The organism is Spirosoma arboris (genome assembly GCF_009754945.1).
Classification (GTDB): Bacteria; Bacteroidota; Bacteroidia; order Cytophagales; family Spirosomataceae; genus Spirosoma; species Spirosoma arboris.
Genome location: NZ_WPIN01000023.1, coordinates 111,600 through 134,944 on the forward strand (window position 1 = coordinate 111,600; position 23,345 = coordinate 134,944).

Annotated in this window: 22 protein-coding genes and 1 pseudogene; 13 read left to right on the forward strand and 10 right to left on the reverse strand. The window is 46.3% G+C overall.

The window, feature by feature from the left end:
* Positions 1–59: 59 nt before the first annotated feature.
* The 12 genes and pseudogenes from GO755_RS36090 (at position 60) to GO755_RS36145 (ending at position 10,852) form a co-directional block, all read left to right on the forward strand.
* Positions 60–1,409, forward strand: a complete 1,350-nt coding sequence (locus tag GO755_RS36090) for a phage integrase SAM-like domain-containing protein (RefSeq protein ID WP_157590298.1) — start codon at positions 60–62, stop codon at positions 1,407–1,409.
* A gap of 128 nt (positions 1,410–1,537) precedes the next feature.
* Entirely contained in the window at positions 1,538–2,845 is a 1,308-nt protein-coding gene (locus GO755_RS36095; RefSeq protein ID WP_157590299.1) for a tyrosine-type recombinase/integrase, read from the forward strand.
* Positions 2,846–2,847: 2 nt separating this feature from the next.
* Positions 2,848–3,144, forward strand: a complete 297-nt coding sequence (locus tag GO755_RS36100; protein ID WP_157590300.1) for a hypothetical protein — start codon at positions 2,848–2,850, stop codon at positions 3,142–3,144.
* Between the two features lie 353 nt (positions 3,145–3,497).
* Entirely contained in the window at positions 3,498–4,250 is a 753-nt protein-coding gene (locus tag GO755_RS36105; RefSeq protein WP_157590301.1) for a hypothetical protein, read from the forward strand.
* Entirely contained in the window at positions 4,250–4,675 is a 426-nt protein-coding gene (locus GO755_RS36110; RefSeq protein WP_157590302.1) for a DUF2846 domain-containing protein, read from the forward strand. The genes GO755_RS36105 and GO755_RS36110 overlap by 1 nt, the downstream gene beginning before the upstream one ends.
* Before the next feature lie 13 nt (positions 4,676–4,688).
* Positions 4,689–5,726 carry a sensor histidine kinase gene (locus GO755_RS36115; RefSeq protein ID WP_157590303.1) on the forward strand — a complete coding sequence of 346 codons (1,038 nt, stop codon included), beginning with the start codon at positions 4,689–4,691 and terminating at the stop codon, positions 5,724–5,726.
* 5 nt (positions 5,727–5,731) lie between these two features.
* Positions 5,732–6,415, forward strand: a complete 684-nt coding sequence (locus GO755_RS36120) for a LytR/AlgR family response regulator transcription factor (protein ID WP_157590304.1) — start codon at positions 5,732–5,734, stop codon at positions 6,413–6,415.
* 34 nt (positions 6,416–6,449) lie between these two features.
* Positions 6,450–7,031: an ion transporter gene (locus GO755_RS36125; protein WP_227687227.1), complete on the forward strand. Its 582-nt coding sequence runs from the start codon at positions 6,450–6,452 to the stop codon at positions 7,029–7,031.
* A 10-nt stretch (positions 7,032–7,041) separates the two neighbouring features.
* Positions 7,042–7,449, forward strand: coding sequence for an HNH endonuclease signature motif containing protein (locus tag GO755_RS36130; protein ID WP_157590306.1), 408 nt, complete (start codon positions 7,042–7,044; stop codon positions 7,447–7,449).
* A gap of 456 nt (positions 7,450–7,905) precedes the next feature.
* A pseudogene (locus tag GO755_RS36135) lies at positions 7,906–8,271 on the forward strand (DUF892 family protein).
* A gap of 121 nt (positions 8,272–8,392) precedes the next feature.
* Positions 8,393–9,973 carry a hypothetical protein gene (locus GO755_RS36140; protein ID WP_157590307.1) on the forward strand — a complete coding sequence of 527 codons (1,581 nt, stop codon included), beginning with the start codon at positions 8,393–8,395 and terminating at the stop codon, positions 9,971–9,973.
* A 210-nt stretch (positions 9,974–10,183) separates the two neighbouring features.
* Entirely contained in the window at positions 10,184–10,852 is a 669-nt protein-coding gene (locus GO755_RS36145) for a TetR/AcrR family transcriptional regulator (protein ID WP_317166026.1), read from the forward strand.
* 33 nt (positions 10,853–10,885) lie between these two features.
* Here GO755_RS36145 and GO755_RS36150 read toward each other — a convergent pair whose 3' ends face one another.
* The 4 genes from GO755_RS36150 to GO755_RS36165 form a co-directional block, all read right to left on the reverse strand.
* Positions 10,886–12,589, reverse strand: coding sequence for a GMC oxidoreductase (locus tag GO755_RS36150; protein ID WP_157590308.1), 1,704 nt, complete (start codon positions 12,587–12,589; stop codon positions 10,886–10,888).
* On the reverse strand, positions 12,586–13,467 hold the full coding sequence (locus GO755_RS36155) for an aldo/keto reductase (protein ID WP_157590309.1): 882 nt from the start codon (positions 13,465–13,467) through the stop codon (positions 12,586–12,588). Before GO755_RS36155 ends, GO755_RS36150 begins: the two co-directional genes overlap by 4 nt.
* A 75-nt stretch (positions 13,468–13,542) precedes the next feature.
* Positions 13,543–14,715 (reverse strand): glycosyltransferase family 4 protein, encoded by a 1,173-nt coding sequence (locus GO755_RS36160; protein ID WP_157590310.1) that lies wholly within the window; start codon positions 14,713–14,715, stop codon positions 13,543–13,545.
* 9 nt (positions 14,716–14,724) lie between these two features.
* Positions 14,725–15,633 (reverse strand): glycosyltransferase family 2 protein, encoded by a 909-nt coding sequence (locus GO755_RS36165; RefSeq protein WP_157590311.1) that lies wholly within the window; start codon positions 15,631–15,633, stop codon positions 14,725–14,727.
* 806 nt (positions 15,634–16,439) lie between these two features.
* Between GO755_RS36165 and GO755_RS36170 the strand changes: the two genes are divergently transcribed.
* On the forward strand, positions 16,440–16,718 hold the full coding sequence (locus tag GO755_RS36170; protein WP_198175035.1) for a hypothetical protein: 279 nt from the start codon (positions 16,440–16,442) through the stop codon (positions 16,716–16,718).
* Between the two features lie 1,313 nt (positions 16,719–18,031).
* Here the strand turns inward: GO755_RS36170 and GO755_RS36175 are convergent.
* The 6 genes from GO755_RS36175 to GO755_RS36200 form a co-directional block, all read right to left on the reverse strand.
* Complete coding sequence (locus GO755_RS36175; protein WP_157590312.1) at positions 18,032–18,595, reverse strand: RNA polymerase sigma factor; 564 nt, start codon at positions 18,593–18,595, stop codon at positions 18,032–18,034.
* A gap of 295 nt (positions 18,596–18,890) precedes the next feature.
* On the reverse strand, positions 18,891–19,991 hold the full coding sequence (tal, locus tag GO755_RS36180; RefSeq protein ID WP_157590313.1) for a transaldolase: 1,101 nt from the start codon (positions 19,989–19,991) through the stop codon (positions 18,891–18,893).
* Positions 19,992–20,071: 80 nt separating this feature from the next.
* On the reverse strand, positions 20,072–21,154 hold the full coding sequence (locus GO755_RS36185; RefSeq protein WP_157590314.1) for a fatty acid desaturase family protein: 1,083 nt from the start codon (positions 21,152–21,154) through the stop codon (positions 20,072–20,074).
* A gap of 408 nt (positions 21,155–21,562) precedes the next feature.
* The gene (locus GO755_RS36190; RefSeq protein WP_157590315.1) at positions 21,563–21,928 is read right to left on the reverse strand and encodes a hypothetical protein; all 366 of its coding nucleotides are present in this window, start codon (positions 21,926–21,928) and stop codon (positions 21,563–21,565) included.
* A 116-nt stretch (positions 21,929–22,044) separates the two neighbouring features.
* Positions 22,045–22,521, reverse strand: coding sequence for a response regulator (locus GO755_RS36195; RefSeq protein WP_157590316.1), 477 nt, complete (start codon positions 22,519–22,521; stop codon positions 22,045–22,047).
* Between the two features lie 122 nt (positions 22,522–22,643).
* Positions 22,644–23,093, reverse strand: coding sequence for a response regulator (locus GO755_RS36200; protein WP_157590317.1), 450 nt, complete (start codon positions 23,091–23,093; stop codon positions 22,644–22,646).
* Positions 23,094–23,345 lie beyond the last annotated feature (252 nt).

The window sequence follows — 23,345 nt, forward strand, 5'->3', positions numbered from 1 at the left end:
CTCAATTCTTATTTATTGTCTCACGCCCAGATTTTTGGGGAAATTACACCTGTACAAGTATGTATAATCAGATGTTGCTGCCTCGTCAGCCAATGGACATTCGTTTTGAGTTCCGACCCATAACTCCATCACGCAAGCCCTCCGGCAGTTCCGATGCCAAGCCGACCCATGATGGGGTTATTTGCGCTGTACTAATCTTTACTGAGCCCCACGACTCTCCTACTAAACTATTTAAAAAGGTTCCTAGCACGCCCTATGCCACCGAGATAAAAACCTTTCGTTCTGTTTGGGATGGAAGAAAGGCGATTCGGGTTGGCGCCGAAAGTCGGGAGTTAGCCAATGCCCTATCTGACGTACAGGCTACCCTGGAAGCCGCTCATTCACACCTGGAAAAACTAGGCGCTCCCGTTAGTGGGCAGTCAGTGATGAACGCTTACTGGCAACTTCGTTCCGGACGAAGGCCGACTGGTAGTTTTGTTCGCATGGAAGCGATGAGTTTACCTAAAGTGTACGAGGAATTTTTAGTCTGGAAAGAATCGTGCATTGAACCCAATCGGCGCAAGCGCCAGGATGATCAAATTTCCCAAGCTACGTATGATACCTACCCGCGTCGCTGGGTGATGATCATGGAATACCTGGCCTATATTAAGTCATCCAAGCTCTCAATTCTGCTAGTCAATACCCCCTTTACTACCAATTTCAAAGAATGGTTACGCAAACACAAAAAGCCAGATGGACAGGTATATGCGCCTGCTAGTATCAATAAAGCAATCTCTCTGCTAAAAATGCTCACGACCTACGCCCTTTCGAAGGGGTATATTGATACCAATCCGATTGCCAATTTCGCCTGCCGGGGCGGCTCGCCTGCTAACCCAAAGCCGTTGACGGAAGAACATATGCAGAAACTCGAAACCTGCGAACTCCCCTCTTTCCAACGCTGGGTCTGTGATAGTTGGCTGGTGGCGGCAGAGCTTTGCAAGCATTATTCGGATTATATGGAGCTAAGGGGTGCTAAAATTGAAATTAGACCCAACGGCAAAGGTATCGTTGAGCAGGAACGAAGCAAACAGGCAGGAATGAGCTTAAAGCAAACTATCAACGTGACCCAACGCGCACACCGCATTATTGAAAAGTGGGGTGGACTTCGTAACCTCTATTATAAGGACAGCGCTAACTTCTCTAAGCAGCTTAAGATTATCGCCAAGGCAGCCAATATTCGCGACGAAGAGGGTGAGGTCATTGGGCTTCAATTCGGACAAGGACGAGATACGGGCCTGACTGACCGGGCGATCAAAGGAGCCAATAATATTCAACTGACACCTATGGGTGGATGGAGTCGGGCAGCTTATGCCAACAGGTATCTAGGTCTGGCTAAACGCGTTGTCGATGGTTTTGTGGATAGTCTATAGCGTCTAGGCCATCAGTGACACTTTTCTCAAAATGATCCCAAAGCTTAATTGACCACTAAAATCATCCTTAAGATTAGTTAATCAAGACATTTTTCATCCCTTTTCAAATCTATAAAGCTTCCTAAGTCATGTTTACCCCCTTATTTAACAAACTCACCCTGTGCTTTAGCACCCGCTCCAAACAAACCCAATCCCAGATCATGGTGTTCTGCCGACTCCGATTTAACGGTGAAATTACAGCCTTGTATCGAGTAGGATTTTATGTGACCCCTCAGGTATGGAAGGACAGAATTACCTTGGCCAGAGAAGGGCATCCCGAGGCCCAGACCATTGCCTTAACACTGGCTCACATCCAGGACCAACACGAACGCTGTTTAGTGGCTTTGCAATTGGAAGCAGGAACTATACCCGTTACAGCAACTGCTGTTAAGCAACGATGGCAGGATGAAAACGTACCCCAAAAACTATCAAAAGCAGGCTTAAACAAGCCTGATCCCGAGGCCACCTTATTAGATGTTTATCAGGACTTTCTAACCCATTTGGATTCTCGGCCAAAACAAGAGCGCAAAGCCGATAAAACCAGGGGTAGTTATCGAATGGCAGGCGTTCACCTGGCCGCTTTTCTGAAGGTTAAGAAGGATAAGTCGTTTTTAGCCGAAAAGGTAACGCCGGGCTTTGGGATGCAACTCTATGATTATTTGCGGGAGCGGGACATGAGTGCCGATACAGCTAATCGCTACCTCAACTTTATTAAAGCTGCCTTACAGCACGCTTTGCAATACGATAAGATAGGCACTAATGGCCTGTTTCAGTTCAAAGCACCAAAGGGTAGCCCGGCCAAGCGAATTGTTTTCTTATCGGAATCGACCCTTGCTGAGCTGGAAACATTACCGCTCAAAGGGGTTTATGATACAGCCCGAAAGTGGACGTTGTTTCTATCCTATACGGGTTTGGATTATAAGGATGCACGTCAAATAGTGGCGAATGAATCCGCCTACCGGGTTCGAACGGAGCACGGTGATAAATGGGTCTATCAACGGTTAAAGCTTCGCCATTCCCCCACCTGGGGGGAGTGTCATATCCCAATCCTGCCTCAAGCGGAACGGTTATTGCGCGAACTTGTCAAAACGAAGGGCAAGCGCGGTTATCCTGAATTAAAGGTCATCAACACCCACCTGAAGCCCATTTCAGTACAGCTTCAATTGCCCTTCAAAATTTGCACTAAAATTTGCCGCAAAACCGCTGCATTTATTTATCTAAAGACGGGATATACTATGCCGAGTATCCAAAAGATAATGGGGCACCAATCGCTTGCTATGACCGAGAAGCACTATCTATCCATTCAAGGCTTTGTCGTGGATAGAGATATGGCTAAAGTTAAACAGTCTACAGTCGTTGATACACAACCTTTTATTCACATCCACAGAGCCTCCTAGTCATGAAAACAAAACCATCCTCAGGAGACCCGCGCGATTGCTACGACTTTGAAACGCTCTGGCAGTGGGTGGAAGACCTTCAGGAATTAGCGACTGTACAGCGTGAACTAGTAACGTGCAGTAACAGACAGTGTGATGTGGCGGACAAGCTCTACCGGCAACTGGATGAGAAAGTGACTCTGTTGGAACAGAAAGCAGCCCTGCTGTCGGAGAAGCTAGATTTGCTACTAGAGCGTATCGCTCAGTACGAAGTAGCCTTCTCGGCCGCGTCGATCAATGATGTCAGGCGGCTAAATTGAGCCTGCTTGTGATGAGATGTTAGCAAACGCTGGTTCTGGTTGGAGCTGGCGTTTTTTATTACTATTCGCCAACCCTTCGTCTAACGGACGATATTAGTAAGTTACACAGGATGTTTTACGACCAATTGGTCATCTCTGTTCCGGCAACACCTAGTCGTAATGATCAACCGCCATGGTCTAGATAAGCATAATTGAAAAATAGCCGCCTTGCTATACCAGTGAACGAATCGCAAAGGAAAGTTCTCCACTCAAAGTTTGAGGATTTCGCCACGTACTGAATAGTTTTGCCCACGTTCTCTTCAAAATGATCCAGCCGTTGGGTTGCTTTAGGCATCAAACCAATCATCTTGTCTATGAAACGTTTACTCTACGTAACGCTTTTACTCGCCTGCCCGGCTTGGAGCCAGTCTGTTGATTCAACCACCAATTTTACCATTCCCTTAAAAAGTAATTTCAGGTCCGGGTTTATGCTCGAACCTAGCTTTGCATATACGCTGACCCAATTGACAGCTATAAAAAGCTTTTTTCGGGCTAACCAGGTCGAGTATAACAAAAAATTGGACCGTGTTGTCGCGGCAGGCTTTGGCTACCGACGCCAACGCATGAAGGCCATGATTCACTCCTTCTTCGGGCTTAATCAGCGCCTATTGCCCCCTAAAACCTCGGGAAATGCGCCCCTGATTGCCCAGCGGCTGGATCTGAGCGGTATCGCTATTTTCCTGGGCTACGATATCGCGAATGCCCGCAATAACCGGGCCTTTATTAATGCCGGGGTGGGCAGTATTCGTTATGAGTATACCCTGTTTCGACCAACGAATCAACAGGTGCCCTTTCAAACCATCTTTCAATATAGCCCCCCAGTCAGTGTACCCTCTTTGTATTTAGACAGTGGTTATTGGGACGTTAATGTGGAAATTGTACAGCGCGAAAAGCGTAGGGATACCTTTCAATGGATGAGCCGACTAGGGTACCGGCGGGGCTTCAAAGCCACTAGTTGGCAGTCGGAGGCTTATCAGTTAGTGGATGCCCCACAGGATCGAATTGGCCAGTTTTATCTTCAGGTAGGCTTGTATATCTCCCACAATCGATCCTCCCGCCCCAACTAATGAAGACGCTCCTGTTGAGTTGGCTTTCTTCGCTACTCTTGCTAAACCATCCCCACTCACCTAATCAGCCGGTGCAGGCCCAATTGATATTGTACCGGGAAAAGGAATTTATTTCCGGGCTTGGCAAAGCCTTTCCTTTTAAAATTAACGATAAGAAAACCGGTAAACTCTCCCCCAACCACTATATTCAACTGCCGCTAGCGCCGGGGCGAATCAAAATTGAATTTTACAATGACTATTTTACCGATAGCCGCCCGCTTTGGATTCAAGTGGAGTCTGGACAAACATACTATGTGAAAGCCGTGGTAGAGGTCGATTTTTGGAGTTCGATGATGCTCATGGCACCTATGCCCGCCCAACAAGCCCTTCCCGAACTGCGCCGAATGAAACCTGAAGCTGCCCATGCCAGTCCGCAACCCGAGTAACGGAAGCCCGTCGATGAACCAACCCTTAGTTTTGTTAACGAAGACAAGCCGTTCCTGGCTGGTGCTGATTAGCTCCTTGACGCTGTTACTAACCTACTGGGGCTGGCAATTGTATCGACTCATCGGCTCGCAACGGGATGAAGATCTGCCTGATTTGAGTAGTCTGATCCGGTATCTACTAGGCCTGTTGCTGCTCTTGATCAGTATTGGCCTGCTAGCCCACCTGAATTACCGCTTCCTGTTTCGACGCTGGATGAGGCAGGATCCCAACCCACTCTATTACTGGAGCTGGTTGTGTTGGGTAGGGTTAGCCTTATTTGAAGTCTTACAAGTGCGTACCGATCACGACCCGACGTTCATCGATGAAAATATTCTGGTCACGGTTCTCTTGATGGGCTTGCTGATTGGATACGGTTTTATTGCCGACAGCTTGAAAACCCGTCAACAGCAGCAACAGCTACTTCAAGAAAAGACAAAAGCGGAACTCGCGGCCCTAAAAGCGCAGATCAATCCCCATTTTTTGTTCAATGCCCTCAATACCATTTATAACGAAGCCCAACGCTCCGAAAACCAGGCCGTTGCTGAGTTGATCGAACATTTATCGGGTATTATGCGGTTTACCATTCGCGAATCGAGCCACCCGACGATTTCGGTTGAGCAGGAATTTCAATTTCTGGAAAAATATCTGGCTTTGCAACGAGCCCGTTTGCCCCAACTAGCCACCCTTAAAGTCCAGACCCAGCTGGATTGGGATGGATTACCGGCGGAAGTAGCTCCCTTACTGCTTATTCCGTTTGTAGAGAATATGTTTCAATACGGGATTAGTTTTCAGCAGGCTGCCTGCTTAGATCTGGAGGTAGTAGTTGAAAACCAGCAACTTCACATGCATGTAGTGAATACGCTGCATCCGGCTACCAACCAAACCGGTGGTTCCGGAACGGGCATCAAAAATGCCCGGCAACGCCTGGCGCTATTGTATCCCAATCGGCACGAGTTAACCATAGAGCAAACAGATCAGTTATTTCGGGTTACGTTACAAATTAATTTATAAATCGTATGCTTCGAGCTATTGCTATTGATGATGAACCGGCAGCCCTGGAAGTGCTGAGCCGCTACGCCGAAAAGGTTCCTTTTTTAGCGCTGACAGCCACGTTTCTGAGCACTGCTGATGCGCTAACCTATCTGCACACCCAGCGGAATGAGCTGATTTTCCTGGACATCCGGATGCCGGATTTAAACGGGACCGAGTTTGCACAGCTGATTGCTCCCCTGCAAAAACGGATTATTTTTACGACGGCCTACCCGGAGTATGCGCTGGAGGGGTTTGCCTTAAACGCGCTCGATTATTTACTCAAGCCCATTGAGTTCAGTCGTTTTCTGCACAGCTGCAACCGGGCCTACAGCCAATCGGTCTTGCAGCGGGGGGAACCCTCAAGTCTATTTGTGAAAGATGGCTACGACTGGGTTCGGGTGAATCTCCAGGAAGTGCTTTATATTCATTCCGATACGAACCTACTCTTTATTCACCAGGAAAATCGGCAGGTCAGCACCCGCATGACGTTAGCCGAAATGATCGAGCTCTTACCAGAGGGGCAATTTATCCGTATTCATAAGTCGTATGTGGTGGCACTGAATTTTATCCGTAAGATCGAACGACATCAGGTAACCGTTGGTAATGTATTGATTCCGCTCGCGTCCAGTTACCGTCCTTTGCTGGAACAACGCTTGCTACGTAACTAGACTGGCACGGCATGCTGGACTTTTATTTCGCATTCTGGCATGGACTTTTACCCTGTTATTTACCTTTGAGTTTATTCTACGTTTGATTGCCGTACAAAAGCCATTTCGGTACTTATTTAGCTTTTTTGGCCTCGTTGATTTGCTGGCGATCCTACCCGCCTATCTGAGTCTGTTTCTGCTGGGTTCTCATGAACTGGCGGTGATCCGTATCCTACGATTGCTGCGGATTTTTCGTATTTTAAAATTACAGGAATACAGCTCAGCGGCTGATTTACTAGCCACTTCACTGCGGGAAAGCCGAGCCAAAATCACGGTGTTCTTCGTGGCTATTTTTACGCTGGTAATTACGCTAGGAGCCATGATGTATGTGGTTGAGGGGCGTAGTAATGGCTTTGAGAGTATTCCGGTTAGTATCTACTGGGCAATTATTGCCATTACCACGGTTGGGTATGGAGATATTGTACCCACCACAGCGATGGGTAAACTGATTGCCAGTCTGATTATGATGATGGGATATCTCATTATTGCTGTCCCCACGATAGTAGATAATGCTTTCGGTCAATTCAACATAAGCCGTATCTTCATCAACTTTGTCTGCTTAGTACAAGTGGGGTGAATTGACTACTATGGCCAGCAAGAAAGAGCGGGAATTGATTTTCAACAAGTTTGGCGGCAAGTGTGCTTACTGCGGCTGTGAGTTATTAAAAGGGTGGCATATTGATGAGTTGAAACCCATACGAAGGAACCGGAAATGGGATCGAAAAAAGCGAAAGTGGCTTTACGATGGCACCTGCAAGCATCCCGAACGGCTTCACATTGATAATCAGATGCCTGCCTGTGCCTCCTGCAATATCAATAAGCATACGCTGTCACTGGAGGAGTTCAGAAAGCTGGTAGGTGGTTTTCTCACGTCACTAAATCGAGATTCGACCCAGTATAAGATTGCCAAACGTTATGGTTTTATTGAGGAGGTTGTCAAACCAGTGATTTTCTATTTTGAGACGGTTCAATCACAGCAATCTGAAGCAAACTAGAAAAAGGTCCAAATTCGTCCGATTTGGATCCGAAGCAGATACCTGTCCAACTCAATCTGTAGCCTACAGACAGAAAGTGAATAGATAAAAGCAAGCCACTTCAAGTTGACGTGGCCTGACTAAACTAACCATTCACTACACTAAATGATAACTAAGGTTATAACCAACAGTCAAGATAATAGCTATCCGATTAAGAAAATATTGTAAGCTACCAGGCCATGCTACGTCTAATGATTACTTCAGTTATGGTTCTGATTCCTGAAACGCGCAGGCCAGGAAATTAGGGGCAATAGTCCAACTGGATTTCTACATGCACTTAAGCCAGTTATTTTTGGACCTTTTAAGATCAGGCCGCTTCCTCATTTGGGGGTATTTTTTTAAGCGGTGCATCTACGGCCAACGTTCTCCCTCCAGTCACTAAGCATAAACGAACTGGACGAGCTACCTATGGAAACAATGGATGAATTTTTTGGACATATCATTCAGGGTATGTATTCCGCTGAAAAACAGGCGCTGGAAGCAATGCCAAAACTCGTTAAGCGGGTAACGAGTGACCAACTACGACAAGCCTTACAAGTTCATCTGCACGAATCAGAAAGTCAGGCTACCCGGCTCGAGCAGATTGTTAAACAGTTGGGCATTAAACCAGAAGGGGAAATGTGTATGACTATGTAGGGGTTGATTGAAAAAGCCCAGGACTTGATGGATCAATTAGAGGATGGTCCTTTGGCCGATGCGGCTATTATTGGCGCTGCCCAGAAGATGGAACACTACGGAATTGCCAGTTATGGTACGGCCCAAACCCTGTTGGCTGTTTCGTAATGGTCCATTAATGATCGGGCCTATGGGGCTGGTTGTTAATACCTATGTGTTGTTCGACCATGACAAGTTTAGAGCTGTCAATAACTGACTGAAAAAACCGAAATTAAAATTCTCTGAGAGAATGACACGACAAAAAAAAATAACGTTGCTACTCAGCATCACCCTATTTGTAATGCTGGCTGGCAGCTTGATTACTTCCTTATTTTTTAAAGAACCGTGGCTGTGGATGGATGAAGTTCTCAGTTACCTGCTGATTTCAGATCCATCAATTGCTCACGTAAATGAGGCCGTAGTTAGTGGTATGGATGCCAATCCACCTTTTTTTGCTAATCTATACTGGTTTATCGGCCATACAATCAGCCTGAATCCGCAGTTTCTACGGGCTGTTTCCATTGTTATTTTTGCGCTTACAATCGCTTTATTTTATCGGTTTACAACCACTTTAGTGGGTACACCTGTTACCAATTTTGTGCTTATCACGGCCATTGTTAGCCTAACCTATTTAAACATTACGTTAGCCACGCAAATACGCGCTTATTCAGTTTTTCTGCTAGCTGGCCTCTTCTATTTTGTTGTTTTACAGCGGCTAATCGCTTCTCCCGCCAACATTAAGTGGCTAATTGCCCATTGTCTGGCAGGTCTTCTCCTGGTACTTACGCATAATTTTGGCCTGTTTTATGTGGCTGCGTCAGGTGCTTTTTTTGCCATTTTATACCTCTGGTCCAGGCAACGAGCGTACTTGTTGGTACTGGCCACGTATGGGCTGATTGCTCTGGGTTGGCTGCTGATCTGGTATTCGAGCTTTGCGATCCAAACCGAAGCGGGAAAACCGCATTCTTGGATTCCCATACCCACATTTTTATCTTTTTTTACCACCGTTGGTGAATTGATTCCGACTATCTCATCGGCATTGGAGCGGAGGCCTATTTTTTTAGTCTTACCCCTGTTACGCGTCGTGCTGGTTAGCGTGTTATTTATCTATATAGCTCTGCTACGACTGAATAAAAACAGTCAGGCTATTTGGGATGACAAGGCCTTGATGGTTTACTTGTTGGCTGGCTGGATATACATGGCCACTATTTGTATAGCGCTACTGGTTTCGCTGGTTCACACATCGGTTTTTATTAGTCGGTATCAATGGCCAAGTCATTTACTCCTCATCTACCAGTTCGTCTATGCATGGTCTCTGTTGCGTGATCGCTGGCATATTCCAGCCAGAGTATCTGGCTGGAATATGCAGCTGGTATCTGTGTATGCCTTGCTGCTGGCAGGCTTTCTTTTTTATCAAAATCGTAAAGTGGTCATCTTCCCAGGCGGTGTACTACAGGGATTGTCGCAACTAGACAAACGATATCCTGTCTTCGTCGAATCGGCTCATTACTTTCTTCCTATCTGGTTCCATGACAAATCGACGAATGTGCACTATGTACTTGATTGGCAAACGGCAGTTCGGCCAGGTAACATGTTGAATGCATCAGTGGAGCACAAAATTCTGGAAGCAGTTCGGAATAAATATCAGGTAAGCGGAATCATGCCTGAAAAGAGCTTCAATCGGATGGTTGTTCCTCATTTTTATGTCATTGACGAAGGGGGTATTTATCAAATTGAACAGTTTATTCGGAGTGGGCAGGTACGCGTCATTCGCCAATTACCAATTAACCTGTCAGGGCACCGTATTCTGGAATGCACATTCCGATCTTAATTCTTGGTTTCACCACGACATTAAACTCACTTGATAAGGAGTTTACCATGAAACGCTGCTAATCGCCCGCTACCTAACTAAGTCCTATCTACTGAGTTGCCTTTCTGGCTTATGTGTTAAGTAATACAAGTATTTTATTGTCTGAGAGCTATTGATGGAAGATGATATATTTATGATTTATCTAATTAATATATTTTTATACAACCTATTGTGGAGACTAAAAAACGTAACCGAGTTGCTACAACCCAGCGTATAGTTAATGCCCTGGAGCAAATTCTATTGGATGAGGGGATTCAGGGCATTAGCATGAATGCCATTGCTGAAAAGGCTGCTGTAAGCAAGATGCTTATTTACCGCTATTTTGGCGGATTGGAAGGACTATTAGAATACTATATAAGGCGAGGACAACTCGTTCCTCACTTCACACCCGCTTGGCTGGAACAGCTTCAGCCTGTCCAGCCAAAAGATCTTGCTCCCTTTTGGTCGGCTCACACTATACAGCTTTTTCGCCAGTTTCGTCAGGTTCGCACTGCTCGCGAATTACTAAAACTTAGTGTCAAAGAAGCTGACTCTTTAGCCGAAGTAGCCAGTAGGAGTTTAGACGCTGAATTAACGCTGCTCGTTAATCAACTTGCTTTTATTAAAGGAGTTGATCATCAGGCTATTTCAGCGGTAATTTTTGGCGCTTTGTCGTACTTAACTATCCAGGCGCAACTCAACCGACCGGTGATCGGCCTGGATATGCGCAGTGAAGCAGGCTGGCAACGGATCGAAGAGTCTGTTCGAGTGATTTATCATGCATTAAGCAAGTTAGCAGCCGAGTCGTCCTCAGTCCAACTACTAAGTAAACCAGCTAACCGGGTAGTACAGGAATGGTAAGCTAATCGTGTTGGCTATTTATTCTCCGCACGCTTACTTCACTACAAGTGATTGATCCGCGAAATCTCTGATACTATTCTTGGTCTTCAGGTGGTCTGCTAGTAGCAAAGCATGAGCGATAATGGTAAAGGTTGGGTTGGCGTGTCCACCCGTAGGAAATACGGAGGAGCCAGCTATATACAGGTTCGACAGGCCATAAACTTTTGCGTTACGATCCACGACACCCGTTCGAGGGTCGTCCGACATGCGGGTTGTGCCAATGTGATGCGCTCCCGAATTAAACGAGCGCATTGACTCCGCTATGTAGGCGCGTAACCCTGCTTCGGAATAAAGCACTTCGCCGAGGTTTTTCCGTCGAAAATTTTCAACAAAAAGGTTGTGTGCCAACACCACAGATTCGACATCAGCCTCTAAAAAAGCAATGCTAACTTCTGCCCGTGGTACACCAAATGCATCGGTTTTCGAAGTCGACAAAAACACCCGGCTTTCACGATTGGGAATTTGTTCGGTTTGAAAATACAAACCCCAGTACTTCGAGTTCATGGCAGGAAGAAGGTAAGGTAGCCGACGTTTAGCCAGTCGCTTCATGCCCAGACGAAAGAGGTTTGGTAGTTGCGAGAAGCTTTTGGTCCCCATGTTAATGAGGTGTTCTTTTAGGTCAGGAAAAACCAGTCTGGCTTTCCTGACTGCGTTCCGCACGGATTTCTGGCTGGCAATTGAGAGTAGCCCTTTACTAACGAAACGAGCTGAAAATAATAAATCTCTATGTCCTTCTGTACTGTGAGATAAGTATAGAAAAAAGATAGAATTTAATAATTTATGTGCTTTTTGAGCTTCTTCTGGTATCCACCAGCGCCGACGGCAATAAACACCTTCGGGGTCACGCTCAAAATCAGCCAGGAGGCTGTCTCGGTTGGCTGGATTAATTTCGGCGTATATTCCGCTTAGGTGCGCCATATAATAGCGACCCACATTGTCGTGCAGGTTGCCCATCCCAGTTGGGAATTGTTTGTTGTGCGATGCCAGCAGGAGTCTGGGGTTCTCGATGCCTCCAGCTGCCAGTACAAATGTGGTGGCTTCTATGGAAATTTGAAAACCATCCACCGCCACAGCAACAGAGGAGACCTGATCGCTATTGTCCACCATATTTATCTTCAGTACATGAGCGTCCAGCAACACCTGAATGGCTAGGCTTCTGTCCAGTTCAGTCCGGTACGCTTTGGCGAAGTTGATGGGCGGGCTCCAGCGTTCCAGGTGATTCGAAACAAAGTCTGTTGAATCAAGGCCAGCAATAATTTCACGTGGGTTATCGGGAAAAGCGGCATGGGCATTGAAGGTGGAGTCACCAATCTGACAAAGGCTAGCGGCTTTGCGATAATAGGGTTCCAGTGTTTCGTAGGGGAATGGCCAGCCGCTGTCGGGAACCCAGGAACGTTTCTTAAAGTCGATTGGGTCAAAAGGAATACAGCGACCTCCCCAGGCCGCTGATGTCCCACCAAATTGGCGCCGACGATTCTCTTCAAGCGGCTCATGTGAACCAGGCGTCGCCACGACACCACGATTAAGGTCTTGATTGTCAACTGTTTCGGACCAGGCTCCGCCAGCTACAATGATAATCGTTCGTCGCAACGAATCTAAGCTAAGTGCCATTGAAATAGCTGCTGGACCACTGCCAATAATACAGATATCAGCTGTGAGCGTCTGCCCGGATTGAAAGTTGTTTTTCGTGACAATCATGTTAGTAATTTGCTAATGAGTGGTAAGTGTTGCGCCAGGCTTTTTGTATACTTCAACGACTCTATGTTATGGAGTAGGTGCGTAATATTACTAGTCCCGAAGAGTACCACATCAGCTTTTTGATCGGCCAGCACAGCAGCAATCAGGAACTGAACAAGTGACATATTCGACAGTCCGTTTAGCCTTTGGATTGCCGTGGTCTGTTGCCCGAATAGCTGTTGTAACATTTTATAGGGCTGCAAAACTTGATTCGCGATCACTGGAATCCCTTGAGAATGGCACAAGGCGACGATGGGATTATTACTGCACCACGTTGCTGACGTTTGTACCAACTGCACCTGGCCACTGCGAATACCCTCCTCTACAACTCGGTAGTCGTTAGTCGATACCCCCGTATAGCAAGCCAGACCCTGTTGCCTGATTTTTGCCAGACCATCCCAGGAATCGGCATTGGCGATGTCGCCCCAGGAGGGCTCATGTAGGAAGAACGCATCGACCGCTTCGACCCCCAGCCGTTTACTGCTTTTCTGAACAGAGTCAATCAGATAGGCTGCGGTATATGTAGGTTTAGCACCAGCTCGCTGCTTTATTTTTTTGCCGATCTGGTTCAGAGGAGACAGCCAGTTGGGTGCGTGTACATAAGGTAAACCTGCCTTCGTGACGACGAAAAATGGGTAACCTGTTGTTTTAAGACACTTCCCAATAAGGCGCTCCGCATCGCCGGACCCATAAAAATCAGCGGTATCAATGAGGTTAACCCCATTTGCTGTTGCTACTGTCAGTAAGTTTATAAATTCGTCTGACGACAGCCGACTTCCCAGCGAAGCAACCCGACTGGTTCCAATTCCTACCCGCGAAAGTTGATGTAAAGCAATCATGATAGAAAGTATTAATGATTTGTATACGCAGAGGCATCGGTCTATTGACCCTCTTTACTACATAGTTATAGATTCTCAGAACTCAAAAGATGAGTAATCAGGGACCGGAGATGATACTTCGACCGTTTGTCGGTAAACGGAAAGAAGTTTCGTGAAATTAGCCGAATGGTTAAAAACCAGGGCGTAATTGGTAGCTTGTGCGTTAATCAATTGTTGCCGCAGGGTTGGATTAAAATACTGGCTAACTTCGCTAGCCAACTCACATATCGTCGCTCCATTCAATTCGCCAAAACCTTTCGGCAGCATTTCGGGAATACCCCCTATGGGCAAAGCCAGAACTGGCGTTCGAACGGCAAATGCCTCAATAATTGAGTACGGACAATTGTCATTGAGTGCCGTATGAATATATAAATCGCTCTGAGCTACCAGTAGCCACGGAGAAGCCTGCCTACCAAAAAAGGTAACATGATCGTTCAGCCCCAGTTCAGTAGCCAACAGCTTGTAGTTATCAAGTTTAGGTCCGTCACCAATTAGCCACAAATGAAAGTTGCTAATACCCTGGCTTCGGAGTTCATGACCAAGCTGAAGTAGTAATTTTTGATTTTTCCGTTCATCTATATAGCCTACATTGCTGATGATCAATTTCTGACGATCAATAGTATTAGGACAATCAGGCTGTGGGGATGACGTCAGTCGAACGGTGTTTGGAATAATACTTTTGTTGATACCAGATGGCAATAAGTGTTTTGATTGCGTATAAGCATAGTTCGACACAAACACATAGGTATGGATATAGGAGAATAAATAGGTATACCAGCTTGTAAGCCGTCTAGTGAAGACAGGTTTCAGGGTGAATTTTTGTACCAGTTCACGAACCGGATCATCATTAAAATGACAAGTCAAAATTATCGGGACCCGATTTCCCAGTGCCAGATAGGCAGCTACACCCGACCGAGCATCCTGTGCATGAATCAGGTCGAAAGTAGAGCCGCGTAGTTTGCGTGCGGCCAGATAAATCCCCGTAAAGTAGGCAAACTCATCATAAATGACACTAGGAGCTCCACCCATTGCCCGCATTATGCGCTTTAGGACACCCAAGAATTTACGCCAGCTAGTGGGCGTATGAGATGCATCGACGATATGAATATCCACTCCAGCAGCAGTCAAGTCGCTGGCCAGCGTTTGGTAGTATGTAACGACACCCGAGGGTGAGGAAGGAACCAGATAGGTTGCGATAAGCACATTCATAGCAGGTAGTTATTTATTCATAAATCGGTAGAGTCGTAGCGTCAGGATCGTTTCGGGCCGTTTGCCAAAATTGTTTAACAGGCTATCCAGTGAGGCTTCCCCATACAGCAGAAAGTTGTAAAACCGGTTTTTGTGCACCGAACCCAGCTGCTCAAACGTGGCCCGTACCGACCAGAACAGAAACATGATAAATCCGTACTTATCGCCATGATCATTTTGAAATACCCGCCGTTCGTTGCGCACCCGGTAGTAGTTTTTCCAGGCCCCTGGCCAGGGAATCCCGTCCCGATCCACACTCGGAGGATGATAAAACACCGATTTAGGCACCGTCGCGACTGGAAACCCCATTTTCTGGGCTCGGGTCATATATTCTACCTCGTCGCCCCAGATAAATAGCTTCTTGTCCGGGATGCCAATCTGGTCGATGACTTCCGAACTGATTAGCGTTCCGTTAAAAAACGAGGCTACCCCATAGACCAACGCAAAGGGGCTCATGTCTCTAACAAGACGAAAGGTTTTGTTAGGCCGATACACATAGAAAGCCAGCTCATCTCGCTTATGCATATTAATCGAGATGCAGTTCTTTATACAGGGGCCAATGTAGGGGGCTAATACCAGTTGTTCTAGGGCATCGGGAGCCGCCAGACAGTCATCATCCATACACCAGATCCAGTCATAGCCATCCCCATGAGCCCGCTCGATACCAGTGGCAAATCCACCTGCTCCGCCCAGATTCGGTTGAGTCACAACAGTCAAGTCCGATTGGGTGCTCAACCACTCACCCGTTCCATCGGTACTTCCATTATTAATGACATAGATAGCGTTAGGAGGCTGAGTCTGCTGGTATAAGCTAGTGAGGCATTGTTGTAAATCATTGAGTCGATTGTAGGTAACGACAACTGCGGCAATACGGTCCATAGGTAAAGATCAATCGGTTCTAACGAGAGAAGAAATGAGGGTTAGCAAAGTCATTAAAAAGCCTTTGGTCAAACTTGCCTAGCTGGACCAAAGGCGGTTGCTTACCTAGCGGCCAAATCGTTTCAGGTTAGCAGTATATACAGCTACTAGAAAGCGAGAGAATAGGTTTTTTGCTTCTGAAATTGCGCTGAGCTAGTTCTGACTAATCGATTTCGCTATAAGCAGGATATTATATACAAATGATACTATATAATTATAATTAGTTTACTGTTTTTAGGGTTTGCAACATAACTGTATAAATAAGTCAGTACATAGTATAACTCTTCTAATTAATACCTATAGGAGCATTAATTAGCTCTCTTAGCTGGATTTAGTGATATTGTGGTTTTTGGTAAATACAGTTTTAATCAAGGCTGATCCACAAGTTGCTGGAGGAAGAGTTAGGGTCTAATAAGTCGACAAATACTCAGTTAAGCAAAAGTGGTTATGAGGGGGGAACCATAAATGAGGAAGTGAGTAATGAAACAGCCGCCATAGAGTATATCCTTGTTTTTACCTGTGGGAGATATGATTTGGTCTCTTCTTTTACTGTTTCTATAATATATTATTGAGCCTATCAATCTGCGGAGATGGCTGACCTGCAAGCCTACTTTTAATCGGTTGCAAAAACGGCCTTTTAGAAAGCACTAGGCCCAGTGGACCGTAGTATTACAAACCGGGCTCATAGACTTACTACTTTGTTTTTGGACAAGTTTAAAGCCTAATAAGAGTGAAGGTATTTCTACAACACCAAATCTGAAGCGTATATGTCTAGGCTAAATAAAGCTTATGAGCCGAACCGGGACCCCGATCGGGAAAAGCCCATCAATCTTATGGCAACGCTCTATTCTACCCTATTCGTGGTATTCTTGTTTCTGGTGTTGCTTAAACAGACGCACGTGCTGGCTTGGTCCTGGTGGTGGATAAGTTTGCCGCTCTGGCTGGTACCGACCGGGGGTGGCCTGTTACTAATTGTAGTTAGCCTGCTCTCGCTGTGGCACGAATTGAAACGGGCTCACCGTATTAGGAAATACAAAGCCCGTTAGACTCAGAGAAGAGACGCTGCGTTAAAAGAATGGCTCAGAGTCAGGTACCTGATGAGTTCGATTTGTTTGCTGATACTTAGAAAAAGAGTATTAGTTAGTCAACCTTCGTGGTAATTAATTAATAATGAACTAATTAGAATTAAAATATCAACTTGACATATACACACTATAGTGCTCCATGTGATGGCAGTGGCATTGTGAAGGCGGTTTCACCGAATCGGGTGAAGAAGCTGAAAGATAGACCTGTATATAACTTACATAATAAATCAAGCCGCCCCAAACTCAGAGCGACTTGAAGAAAACCCATAATATAAAGGCAACTAACCCAGTAGCAAGGCGTAGCGATTGGCAAAGTGAGAGAACGGGGATTTATTTACGAACACAAGCCAGCCCCATTGCCTAATAGTTTCTATGACTAGTGAACTGACAAAGCACAAGTTAGTAGTAGACTTTATAAGTAATTAATATTTTGGTGGGACTCCTGAGACGCCCCTGCTTTTAGTAGGGGCGTTTTTACGTGACACACACTACCCCTTTTCGTCCAAGCCCTGCGATTGCTATAGCAATCAGTTAACGGTAGGTCTTCAATACTGGCTCTGGTAGGGTCAGCGTTTTTTAATGACCGTTAGCTAATATGAATTGACACTTTGCCGATAGACTCGTAGGTTATACCTGAATTGGTAACACTGAGTGTTACTTATGGTGTGGATAAAAGTGAAATGCCGACCCGATCGAGTCGGCATTTTTTAGTCTAAAAAGAGGGAGGTGAACTAACGTAAAAGTTACCTAATTGCTCTAACTATTGGCTGGGAGGCAAAAAAAGCCCCAACTGGGTGGAAGGGGGAAGATGCAGATCGAGTTGACGGGAGAGGTTAGGCAGCAAGGACAGACCTTGCTTTATGCGATTATCAGGGCTGTAAACCACTCTGATTATTTTCATACTAAGCCAGATTGGGCCTTTAATGGGAAACGCTGATTAAACCACAGAGTGGGTGAGTGTAAAAGGGGTGCCAATAGGTTGCCCTTTTTCTTTCCCTCGGCATAAACGACGATATACCAACGCCCTTTACCTAACTAAGATGTTAACGGGCAGCCCTGAACAACTTATTCCTAGTTAGACTATTGAATTAAGCATCTCTTGGATGGTTAATGGTGTGGATAGATCCAAAACGCCCAGGCTTTTAGTCAGGGCGTTTTTTATTGTTAAAGCCACGACTTGTGGATAAACCACAGACTATAGCAAGACTAAACCAGATAGCCTGTATCAAGGGAGTTGATTGAAAGTGGGCCTGTTACATTCAACAACTAATTCGCTAGTTGTGCAGATGAAGCTGGTAGTAATAAATGTCCTGACTAAAAAACTCCTTGAGCTCTTGAAGCGCTTTGCGATACCGGGTTTTGACCGTACCTAAGGGTAGCGTCAAGTGCGCAGCTATTTCGGGGAATGTGTAATTGCGCTCGAAATACAAATCGATAATTACCCGGTATTTAGGAGCTAGCTGACTAATCAATGTGGTTGTGAGCCGCCCATCACAAGGGGTAGGATTACTAAGCCATTCCGAATGAACAGCTAGATACGAACTAGCTGAAAGTCTAACCTTTCGGGCTCTCAACTCATCCCTGGCTAGGTTGCGAGTCACGACCATTAGCCAGGTGAAGAGTCGACCCTGCTTAGGATTATAAGTATGTCTTTTCGACCAAATCTTGACAAAAGCATCCTGAAGCAAATCTTCTGCCAATTCCGAATCCCTGACCACTCCAACTAAGAAGCCATAAAGCGTTGGCGCATAGGCATCATATAAAGTGGAAAAGCCAGTAACCTGATCAGTTTGTAGGCTACGGATCAAATGGTCTTCGTTAGGGAGGGTAGCTAGCATCAGTCGTAGAAACTTCTAGGAAACTCCCAGCTTGGCGTATCGTTGTTATCCATGGGCCTTTCCTGGCACAAAGTGAGGGAACGGCCAATAGCTAGAGCGACCAGTCAATCTTAGGGGAATAGAGCAGGTACTTCGATAGCTAGCAACTCAAGGCAAATGACAGATAAAATATATACTGAAAAGTATTTTATGGGCATACCTAGTTTTTACGCCGTTCTAAAGGCGCAAAAGTGGGGACATAGGCCGCACAAGACACGCCCACTTTTTGCGCCTTTTTTAGAGTAGAAACGAGTCTCTACCGGGTCGTCAAAGTGTGCTTTTGCTGATTGATCGCTTCTAAGAGTTTATCATAGGGTTGGTTGAATTTAGCGATGCCTTCGGTTTCCAGTTGTTCAGCAATCGCGTTCAAATCAATACCTGCCTGTTGTACCCTGTCCAGTACCTGAAGCCCTTCGGAGTCGCTACTTGACAACCGAACCGCTGGCCGCCCAGTCTCCCGATAGGCAGTCAACGTGTCCATCGGTACGGTATCTACGGTTTGCGGGCCGATGAGGGCCTCTACGTATTTGACCGGTGAAAAGTCAGGATCTTTTGTCCCCGTGCTCGCCCACAATAACCGCTGGGGCGTTGCGCCCTGGGCAGCCAGGAATCTAAAGCGCTCGCTGTCAAAGAGTCGATTATACAGCGCATACGCCTGCTTGGCCAGCGCAATCGCCGTCTCGCCTTTTAACTGGGGCAAGCCCCGCTCAGTGAGAATCGGGTCCACCAAAGTATCGATACGACTGATAAAGAAGCTGGCCACCGAGGAAACTTGATCGATAGATTGACCAGCGGCCAGGCGGTCCTCAAGCCCAGCTATGTAGGCTTCGGCCACAGCGGCATAGCGATCCAGACTGAACAGTAAGGTAACGTTAATATTGATGCCTTCAGCGATGGCCTGTCGGATGGCGGGTAAACACGGCTGGGTACCCGGAATCTTGATCATCACATTGGGTCGGTTGACGGCTTGCCACAAGATGCGGGCCTGCTCCAGGGTCTTATCGGTGTCCAGCGCCAGGCGGGGCGAGACCTCCAGGCTGACGAAGCCATCCGCCCCGCTGACTTTGTCTTCGTAGACGGGTAGGAATAAATCAGCGGCTTGTTGAATATCGGCTACGGCAAGCCGGTAAAATAGGTCTTCGTCAGAGAGGTCTTCCTGCGACAACCGCTGGATGTCCTGGTCATACTCTGTTCCTGCTGTAATGGCTTTCTCAAAGATAGCCGGATTGGAGGTGATGCCTCGAATGCCATCCTCCTCCATGAGTTGTTGCAGGTGGCCTGAGTTCATCAGCGGCCGGTCGATAAAATCTAGCCAGATACTTTGGCCGAGCTTGTGCACTTGTTGTAGAGCATTCATAGTATGTAGGGGTAAAAATTGGGTGAAAAGAAAGAGGTTGCCGCCAAAAGAGCGGGCAACCGGTCTTGTAGCAATAAAACCTAGGCAAGTCGGCCCAAGGTCTTTAATAAGCGAAAATGAGAATAGAGCGCCGAACCAAAGCTGGGATTCTCCAGATAAGGCAAGCCAAATTCGTGCGCTGTACGCTTAACAATGACCGTAATAGCGGGATAATGAATATGACAAATCTTAGGAAACAAGTGGTGCTCAATCTGGCGGTTCAGGCCCCCGCAAATAAAAGCCGCCAGCCTGGAGAGGGGGGCAAAGTTGGCTGTCGTGTACAACTGGTGAACAGCCCATGAATCGGCTATCGTCCCTTTTTCGTCGGGTAGGGGGAAGCTAGTCCCTTCTACCGCATGAGCCAACTGAAAAACAAGGCCCAGGACCAGCCCTTCGGCCATATGCATGGATAGAAACCCGACCAGTACCTGCCACCAGCTCAGGCTAAGCAGGACTAGAGGCAGTATCAAAAAGAAAATATAGTAAAGTCCCTTGGCCACAAATAACTTAATGTATTCATGGCGGGGATGCGTAGCGGTGTCGTGTTGACCAATGCGGTTCTTGAAAAACTTGACATAATCCTTTCGAAACACCCATGAGAGCGACGCCAGGGCGTAGAGCGGAAAGGTATACCATTGCTGGTAGCGGTGCCAGGGTCTGAGCGGCTCTTGGGGATCTAGTCTGACTAACCCCGGCGCTAGTTCGATATCTTCGTCATGACCGGGAATGTTGGTAAAGGTATGGTGCACCAGGTTGTGGGTAATCTTCCAGACGTAGGGGTTAGCTCCCAGCAGATAAAAACTGCCACCCAGCAGGTTATTCACCCAGAGATGCGCCGAAAAAGCACCGTGCAGGGCATCGTGGGAGACGTTGAAACCAATGCAGGCGGCAAATACACCCAGCAAAACGGCTAGCCCCAGTATTGGCCAGGGCCCGAACTGATCGGAGAGGATCAACCCGTAAATCAGACCATAACCCAGCAGGAAAAACAGGGCTTTGGTCCACATAGCCCCGTTGGCGTGGGGCGAGATGGCTCGTTGGCTAAAATAGGCATCGACCCGCTCGCGGAGGGTAGCCCAAAAAGGGGATTTGCTGGTCTTGGAAAATTTAAGTCTGGTTGCCATAAAAAAACAATTAGGTGAATAAGCAGCCGTACTGTGACCCCTCATCTGTCCCTCACAGAGGGTAGCGGGAATAGATACAACGTCATTGTTGTCAATGATAATCGCTTGGATCAAGCAGGCTTTGAGGAGCTTGTCAGGCTCCATTTGCTGGCGCCAATCAGATAGGGCTTGCCAACAAGTCTGCCTACTTAACCCTTTCGGCAGCTGAGGGCTTAGTTAATGGGGCGGAAAATGAGGTTTTGGTTTTGGGTAATTGACGAATGGAAGGGTTCGCTGTCGCTTTCTGGTCCCTTGTTGCAGACGAAGCGGAGCAATTAGGTTTTGCTGGCCAGATAGGATTGCCGTCTCATACTGCACAAGGCGGTATAATGGTCACCTATAGTGAACCATGTTGGGCAAAACTATTCCTTATTTGTTGATAGGCCTATCTAGAAGTTTACTCCACTCGCGCTCTAAGGCGTTAATTGCTGATTGACAACTCTGCCCATCAAAGGCCTCTACAGGTAGATGGATGATACTCTTTCCGTCAATCACAATCGCCTTGACCAAAACATCTCCTTGAGCAACAATCCTATTCAACACATCAAAGCCCGCTTCTAATTCAGCGTGGTCAAAGTGAAAATGCCGAAAATTACTTTGTTGATCTAAAGTGGTTATGAAGTAGATCATAGCCAAGTCTATTAATTCGTTATTAATCTGTTTCGACTTGGAAAGCGTTAAAAATGTTTGATCAATAGCCTGGAAATGAGCAAGTGGAATTAGTCCGGCGCTCATTGGGGTGATTTCTTTCCTGCTTGATGTTCTAGTAAGTGACTCAGTTGGATTGGCGAAGCAGTTATCCGGCAGCGATTAGCATGCAGTTTCTTAGCGTGGTAGGGTACTGCAGCTAGCTAAATTTCATACTGAGTTTGGGGGAGTGTAGCAGTTTCCCACCAGTAGATGCGTAATTGCCGAAAACAAGTTAGCCAATCAGCGAACTCAATGGGTTTAACCAGGTAAGCGGAAATACCCAGTCGGTAAGCATCCATAATATCGGTACGGTCAGCCGAAGAGGTAAGCATCACAATCGGAATCTGACTAAAATTGACCGGCATTGTTTTTATAAATTTGAGCAACTGCCACCCATCACTATTAGTCGGCAGGTAAAGATCCAGCAAAATCAGTTTGGGGATTTCCCATTCCTGATAGCGCCAGTCATTCAGGAGCGTCAATGCTTGCTCGATGTTGGATACCCGTTGGGCTGTTACCTCGCGAATGCATTGGCGCATCGCCTGTTGGATAATCTGCCATTGATCATCATTATCTTCAACAATGAGCACTTTAGCATTTTTAAAGTTGGTATTGGCGGTATTGGTGGAATTTTTCATGATTGCTAGGGAGAGTAGTGTACTTTACTAACTCACCACAAATAGTATTGATTAAGTGATCACGTTTACAAACGTACTTATTCCGATTGCAGTACTAGATGGAATCTAGCTAGGAGATGGCTTTAGGAAGGAAGAGGCAAGGTGGTCGTGTCCCACCAGTATATTTTTAAGGCTTCAAATAAGGGCAACCACTCATCTAATGCCAAGGGCTTAACCATATAAGAGGAACCACCCAAATCGTACATCTCGTAAATATCGTCTCGTTGGCTGGAATGGCTTAGCACCACAACAGGCGTATTTCGATAGTGCACATTGGCTTTTAATTGTTGCAGCAGTTGTTTGCCTTCTTGGCGGGTCGGCAAGTACAAATCCAATAAAATCAATTTGGGAATCTGTTTGCCTACCTCTACACACTGATCTAAATAGTCGAACGTACCCTCAGCGCCGGTCGTCCAGATTGTTTTTAGTTGTGGTATAAACGCATTCAAAGCCTGTTGCATGATCAGCCAGTGATCGGCATTATCGTCAATAACCAGGATACTAGCTTGCCTATAATTAGGAGAGGTGTACATAAAATAGCTGGATATATGAGAACATTTTTATTTATTCATCAACTAGATCAAAGTTACTCTTCTTTTCAATAGCATGAGTAGCTAATAAACTATTTAACTAATTGATTTTTACGATTTAAGATTTACTACACTAAGGTTCTATATGGGGGCGGCCGTTTCGTTCAAAATCAATCACTTGCCATTGCAGAGCCCACGTAGCAGGAATTCAGTATATCGTTAACTCAACTGGTCACTGAAACTGAGACCTTGATT

Coding starts and splice junctions, on each gene's coding strand:
- GO755_RS36190 (WP_157590315.1), bottom strand. CDS start 21,928: ATGAGCGCCGGACTAATTCCACTTGCTCATTTCCAGGCTATTGATCAA.
- GO755_RS36160 (WP_157590310.1), bottom strand. CDS start 14,715: ATGAATGTGCTTATCGCAACCTATCTGGTTCCTTCCTCACCCTCGGGT.
- GO755_RS36150 (WP_157590308.1), bottom strand. CDS start 12,589: ATGATTGTCACGAAAAACAACTTTCAATCCGGGCAGACGCTCACAGCT.
- GO755_RS36095 (WP_157590299.1), top strand. CDS start 1,538: ATGTTTACCCCCTTATTTAACAAACTCACCCTGTGCTTTAGCACCCGC.
- GO755_RS36100 (WP_157590300.1), top strand. CDS start 2,848: ATGAAAACAAAACCATCCTCAGGAGACCCGCGCGATTGCTACGACTTT.
- GO755_RS36130 (WP_157590306.1), top strand. CDS start 7,042: ATGGCCAGCAAGAAAGAGCGGGAATTGATTTTCAACAAGTTTGGCGGC.
- GO755_RS36140 (WP_157590307.1), top strand. CDS start 8,393: ATGACACGACAAAAAAAAATAACGTTGCTACTCAGCATCACCCTATTT.
- GO755_RS36175 (WP_157590312.1), bottom strand. CDS start 18,595: ATGCTAGCTACCCTCCCTAACGAAGACCATTTGATCCGTAGCCTACAA.
- GO755_RS36090 (WP_157590298.1), top strand. CDS start 60: ATGTATAATCAGATGTTGCTGCCTCGTCAGCCAATGGACATTCGTTTT.
- GO755_RS36165 (WP_157590311.1), bottom strand. CDS start 15,633: ATGGACCGTATTGCCGCAGTTGTCGTTACCTACAATCGACTCAATGAT.
- GO755_RS36185 (WP_157590314.1), bottom strand. CDS start 21,154: ATGGCAACCAGACTTAAATTTTCCAAGACCAGCAAATCCCCTTTTTGG.
- tal (WP_157590313.1), bottom strand. CDS start 19,991: ATGAATGCTCTACAACAAGTGCACAAGCTCGGCCAAAGTATCTGGCTA.
- GO755_RS36195 (WP_157590316.1), bottom strand. CDS start 22,521: ATGAAAAATTCCACCAATACCGCCAATACCAACTTTAAAAATGCTAAA.
- GO755_RS36110 (WP_157590302.1), top strand. CDS start 4,250: ATGAAGACGCTCCTGTTGAGTTGGCTTTCTTCGCTACTCTTGCTAAAC.
- GO755_RS36120 (WP_157590304.1), top strand. CDS start 5,732: ATGCTTCGAGCTATTGCTATTGATGATGAACCGGCAGCCCTGGAAGTG.
- GO755_RS36105 (WP_157590301.1), top strand. CDS start 3,498: ATGAAACGTTTACTCTACGTAACGCTTTTACTCGCCTGCCCGGCTTGG.
- GO755_RS36170 (WP_198175035.1), top strand. CDS start 16,440: ATGTCTAGGCTAAATAAAGCTTATGAGCCGAACCGGGACCCCGATCGG.
- GO755_RS36155 (WP_157590309.1), bottom strand. CDS start 13,467: ATGATTGCTTTACATCAACTTTCGCGGGTAGGAATTGGAACCAGTCGG.
- GO755_RS36200 (WP_157590317.1), bottom strand. CDS start 23,093: ATGTACACCTCTCCTAATTATAGGCAAGCTAGTATCCTGGTTATTGAC.
- GO755_RS36115 (WP_157590303.1), top strand. CDS start 4,689: ATGAACCAACCCTTAGTTTTGTTAACGAAGACAAGCCGTTCCTGGCTG.